The 4,698-nt window shown below is 67.2% G+C and carries 4 protein-coding genes; 1 reads left to right on the top strand and 3 read right to left on the bottom strand.

Annotation, left to right across the window (positions count from 1 at the left end):
* The 3 genes from A3764_RS07305 to fsa form a co-directional block, all read right to left on the bottom strand.
* On the bottom strand, positions 1-725 hold a 725-nt coding region (locus A3764_RS07305; RefSeq protein WP_067951398.1), incomplete at its 3' end, for a site-specific integrase.
* On the bottom strand, positions 722-1,429 hold the full coding sequence (locus A3764_RS07300; RefSeq protein ID WP_067925217.1) for a DUF484 family protein: 708 nt from the start codon (positions 1,427-1,429) through the stop codon (positions 722-724). The genes A3764_RS07300 and A3764_RS07305, both read right to left, overlap by 4 nt.
* 220 nt (positions 1,430-1,649) lie before the next feature.
* Positions 1,650-2,303, bottom strand: a complete 654-nt coding sequence (gene fsa / locus A3764_RS07295; protein WP_067925220.1) for a fructose-6-phosphate aldolase — start codon at positions 2,301-2,303, stop codon at positions 1,650-1,652.
* Positions 2,304-2,443: 140 nt separating this feature from the next.
* Between fsa and A3764_RS07290 the strand changes: the two genes are divergently transcribed.
* The gene (locus A3764_RS07290; RefSeq protein WP_067951396.1) at positions 2,444-4,642 is read left to right on the top strand and encodes a primosomal protein N'; all 2,199 of its coding nucleotides are present in this window, start codon (positions 2,444-2,446) and stop codon (positions 4,640-4,642) included.
* Positions 4,643-4,698: the final 56 nt, after the last annotated feature.

Genomic DNA, 4,698 nt, shown 5'->3' with positions numbered 1-4,698 from the left:
ATGGCCTGCGAGATGGCCCTCGGCCCCAGCGCGCCGCCGCGCACCCCGCGAAAGAGCGGGGCGTCCTTTTCCAGCGGATGCGGGCATATGGCGAGATAGCTGTCCACCGCCGCACGGGCCGCCGGAAGCACCGGCACGTTGCGTTCCTTCTGCCCCTTGCCAAGGATGCGCAGCGTCTGGGGCAGCGGCGCGTCCGATCCTTTCAGACCCAGCGCCTCGGAAATACGCAGCCCGCATCCCCACAGCAGGGTGACGACGGCGACGTCCCGCGCCGCGACCCAAGGCAGGCGCGCCTGATGCGAGACGGTGTCGACAAGATTATGTGCCGCATCCACCGCGAGCGGGCGGGGCAGTTTGCGGGTGAACTTCGGCGCGCGGGTGGACAACACGGCCGTGGGCTCGAACCCCTCCCGCTCTGCCAGCCAGCGGTAGAATGCCTTCACTGCCGAAAGCTTGCGCGCCATGGAACGTGGCCCCACGCCCCCGCCACGGGTGTGGGCCATCCAGCTGCGCATGTCTGAAATGCCAAGGCGCGCCAGCGCGCCAAGGCCCTGTGCCTCCCCCTTGTGGCCGGTGATGAAGGCCAGAAAATCGACCAGATCGCCGCGATAGGCGGTGATCGTGTTGTCGGAAGCGCCCTTCAGGGCCCGCTCATGGGCGAGCCAGTTCTGCAAGGCATCCCGTGCCGCGGCGGAAATGAACGTGGGCGCTGTCGCCGGTTTCACGACAACCAGCGGCGCATGGCCCGCTCGAAGACGCCGGTGAAGAACACCAGCAGATCGGTACCCTGCTGCGGGCCGAACATATGCGGATCTTCCGTGCCCAGCACCAGAAGCCCGGGCAGGCGCCCCGCGCCGAAATCGAGCTTCAGGCAGGCTTCGGACCGGATCCAGTCCGCCTTTTCGCCGTAGATCTGCTCCGACCCGTCCTGCACGCCGCGCAGCGTGACCTGCCGGACGTTCCCGCCCCGGCCTTGGGTGAGATAATCGTCGATAAAGCCCGGCTCAGCGATGCTCAGAACCTCGCCCAGCCGCTGCACGGCGGGGTCGCTGTCGTTCTGGACCGATTCGAGTACCAGCTTGACGGCGTCCACACGCAGGATATCGGCCACGTCGCCGCCCAGATCGCGCAGGAAGGTCTCGAACTCCACCGGGTCGAGCATCCGCAATATGGCGCGGTGAATCTGGTTGGTGCCGGAGAGGTTTTCGTAGGCGGCGGCGATGACGTTGCGATGCGTATCCTCCAGCCGGTCCAGCCGCGTCTCGAGCCGCTCCATCGCGATGCCGCGCAGGTCCACGATATTGCCGCCCATGGCCTTTTCATTGGCCGCGATGAGCGCCTGCATGACATCGCTGTCATCCAGAATCACGTCGGGACGCGAAATGATTGCCTCGCGCAGGCTGTCGTCCATCTTGGAGTTGCTGCTCATCACTGACTCTTTTTTGTTTCGGGGCCTATAGCACGTCGCGCGGGTGGAATCTGCCCCCTCGCGGCGACGGCAGACAAAAAGCGACCTGTTGTTGCGATAATGTGCTTGGCCAATGGTCCGCGACGGGGCGGACGAATGGCGGTGCAGGGGGGCGCCCCCGGCCTCGGTGCGGGCCGGGCTGCTGTGCTGCGGGCGGCGGAGGACGGTGCCCCCCGCGGGGTCAGATGATCTTCTGGCCCGTCTTTTCCCAGTCCTTCATGAACTGCTCCAGCCCCTTGTCCGTCAGGGGATGGGCGGCCAGCTTCTTGATGACGTCGGGCGGCGCGGTCATCACGTCCGCGCCGATGCGCGCGGCGTCGAGCACGTGGTTGACCGAACGGATGGAGGCGGCGAGGATCTGTGTTTCGAACCCGTAGTTGTCATAGATCGTGCGGATGTCCTGAATGAGATCCATGCCGTCGAGGTTGATGTCGTCCAGCCGCCCGATGAAGGGCGAGATGAACGTGGCACCGGCCTTCGCCGCCAGCAGGGCCTGATTGGCCGAGAAACAAAGCGTGACATTGACCATGTGACCGTCGCCCGACAGCACCTTGCAGGCTTTCAGCCCGTCCCACGTCAGCGGCAGCTTGATGGTGATGTTGTCGGCGATTTCGGCCAGCTTGCGCCCCTCTGCGATCATCGCGTCCGATTCGAGCGCGACCACCTCGGCAGAGACGGGGCCGTCCACGAGGTCGCAGATCTCCTTGGTGACTTCGAGGATATCGCGCCCCGATTTCAGGATGAGCGAGGGGTTGGTGGTGACGCCGTCCACCATGCCCAGATCGTTGAGTTCGGCGATGGCGTCTATTTCGGCGGTGTCCACGAAGAATTTCATCGGGCTGTCCTTCAGGGTTGTATTGGCAGGGTTGGATCGGGATCAGGAGGGTCTATATCCGTTGCCTTGGCTTTATCGCATGATCTGCGATGCTGAAACCCTGAAATCCCCGAACCACCGTAACACGACCGGCAGAGCCCTTGGACACCCACGATACTTTCTTTCCGGCGGGGCACGCTGTTGCGGTGCTGACAACGCAGCCGCTTGGCCGCACGCTGGATTACCGCGCGCCTGAAGGCGGCTGCCATTCCGGTGCCTTCGTCGAGGTGCCGCTGGGGCCGCGCCGGGTGCTGGGCGTGGTATGGGGCCCGGCTGCGGGCGATTACGATCCGGACAAGCTGCGCCATGTCTACCGGGTGCTTGACGCGGCCCCCATGCGCGAAGAGATGCGCGAGTTTCTCACCCGCGTCGCCGCCTATACGCTCACCCCCATGCCCGCGATGCTGCGGCTGGCCACCCGGGCACCGGGGCTGGGGGATCCGCCGTCGATGCGCAAGGTCTACCGCCTGGGCGACAGTATCCCCGACCGGATGACCGATGCGCGCCGCCGCGTGCTGGCTGTGCTGGAAGAGCATGAGGCGTCCTCCTTCACCCAGCGCGAACTGGCGGAGATGGCGGGCGTGACGGCGAGCGTCATCAAGGGGCTGGCGGCACAGGGCGCGGTCGTCGAAGAGGATTCCCCCCGCGACCAGCCTTTCGCACGGCTCGATCCCGCCTTGCCGGGCAAGGTCCTGTCGCCTGATCAGGAGGCTGCCGCCCGCGCGATTTCCGAGGCCGTGGCCACCCAGCGTTATGGCACCACGCTGCTGCGCGGCGTCACCGGCTCCGGCAAGACGGAAGTCTACCTCGAAGCCGTGGCCGCGGCCCTGCGCGCGGGGCGGCAGGCGCTGGTGCTGCTGCCTGAGATCGCCCTGACGGAACAGTTCCTCACCCGGGTGGAGGAACGCTTCGGCGCCAAACCCGCCGAATGGCATTCGGGCGCCACGATGACGGAACGCCGCCGGATCTGGCGCATGGTCGGGCAGGGTCAGGCGCAGCTTGTGATTGGCGCGCGTTCGGCGCTGTTCCTGCCGTTCCGCGATCTGGGTCTTATCGTCGTCGATGAGGAACATGACACATCCTACAAGCAGGAAGACGGGGTGCTTTACAACGCGCGGGACATGGCGGTGCTGCGCGCGTCGATCTGCGGGGCGCAGGTGGTGCTCGCCTCCGCCACGCCCAGCCTCGAATCCTGGACCAACGCCGAGACCGGCAAATACCGCAGGCTGGAACTGACATCCCGGTTCGGTGCAGCGGTGCTGCCCCGGATGGAAGCGGTGGACATGCGCGGCGAAGGCCTGCCCGCGAACCGATGGATTTCCGACCCGTTGCGCCGCGCGGTGGACGAGCGGCTGGAGAGGGGCGAGCAATCCATGCTGTTTATCAACCGGCGCGGCTATGCGCCGGTGACGCTCTGCCGGGCCTGCGGGCACCAGATCGGCTGCGATCATTGCGATGCGCGGATGGTCGAACACCGGTTTCTCGCGCGGCTGATCTGCCACCAATGTGGTGAAAGTAAACCGATGCCCGAAGCCTGCCCGTCGTGCGAGGTGGCGGGAAAGCTTGCCCCCGTGGGGCCGGGGGTCGAACGGCTGGGGGAGGAGGCCACCGCGCTCTGGCCCGGGGCGCGGGTGGCAACGCTAAGCTCGGACATGTACGGCAGCGCCCGTGCGCTCAAGGCCGAGATCGCGCAGATCGCCGCCGGTGCGGCGGAAATCGTGATCGGGACGCAGCTGGTGGCCAAGGGGCATAACTTTCCGAACCTGACACTGGTGGGTGTGATCGACGCGGACCTTGGCCTGATGGGGTCGGACCTGCGCGCCGCCGAGCGGACGTTCCAGTTGATGCGGCAGGTCGCCGGGCGCGCGGGGCGCGCCGAGGCGCCGGGCACCGCGCTGCTGCAGACCTATCAGCCCGATCACCCGGTGATCCGCGCGGTGCTGGACGGGGACGAGGAAGGGTTCTGGAAGGCCGAGGCCGCCGCGCGCCAGCAGGCCGGGGTGCCGCCCTTCGGCAGGATGGCGGGCATCATCCTCAGCGGGCCGGACGCGGCGCAGGTCTTTGACGCGGGCAATGCGCTGGCGCGGCGGGACGCGCCGCTGCGCGCCATCGGGGCGCAGGTCTTCGGCCCCGCGCCGGCCCCCATCGCCCGGGTGCGCGGGCGACATCGGGTGCGGCTTCTGGTAAAGGCCGAAAAGTCCGCCCCCCTGCAGGACGCGCTGTCTCGCTGGATCGCGCAGGTCCCCATGAAGGGAGAAATGCGGCTGGCCGTCGACGTCGACCCCCAGAGCTTTTACTGAGACAGCCCCGCCGCGCACCGGGGGTGTCGCACCCCCGGACCCCCGCGAAGTATTTC

This window comes from Sulfitobacter sp. HI0129 (assembly GCF_001635395.1).
In the GTDB taxonomy this organism is placed as follows: Bacteria; Pseudomonadota; Alphaproteobacteria; order Rhodobacterales; family Rhodobacteraceae; genus Sulfitobacter.
Note: the sequence above shows the minus strand (reverse complement) of the source record. Positions and strands in the feature narration are given on the sequence as shown.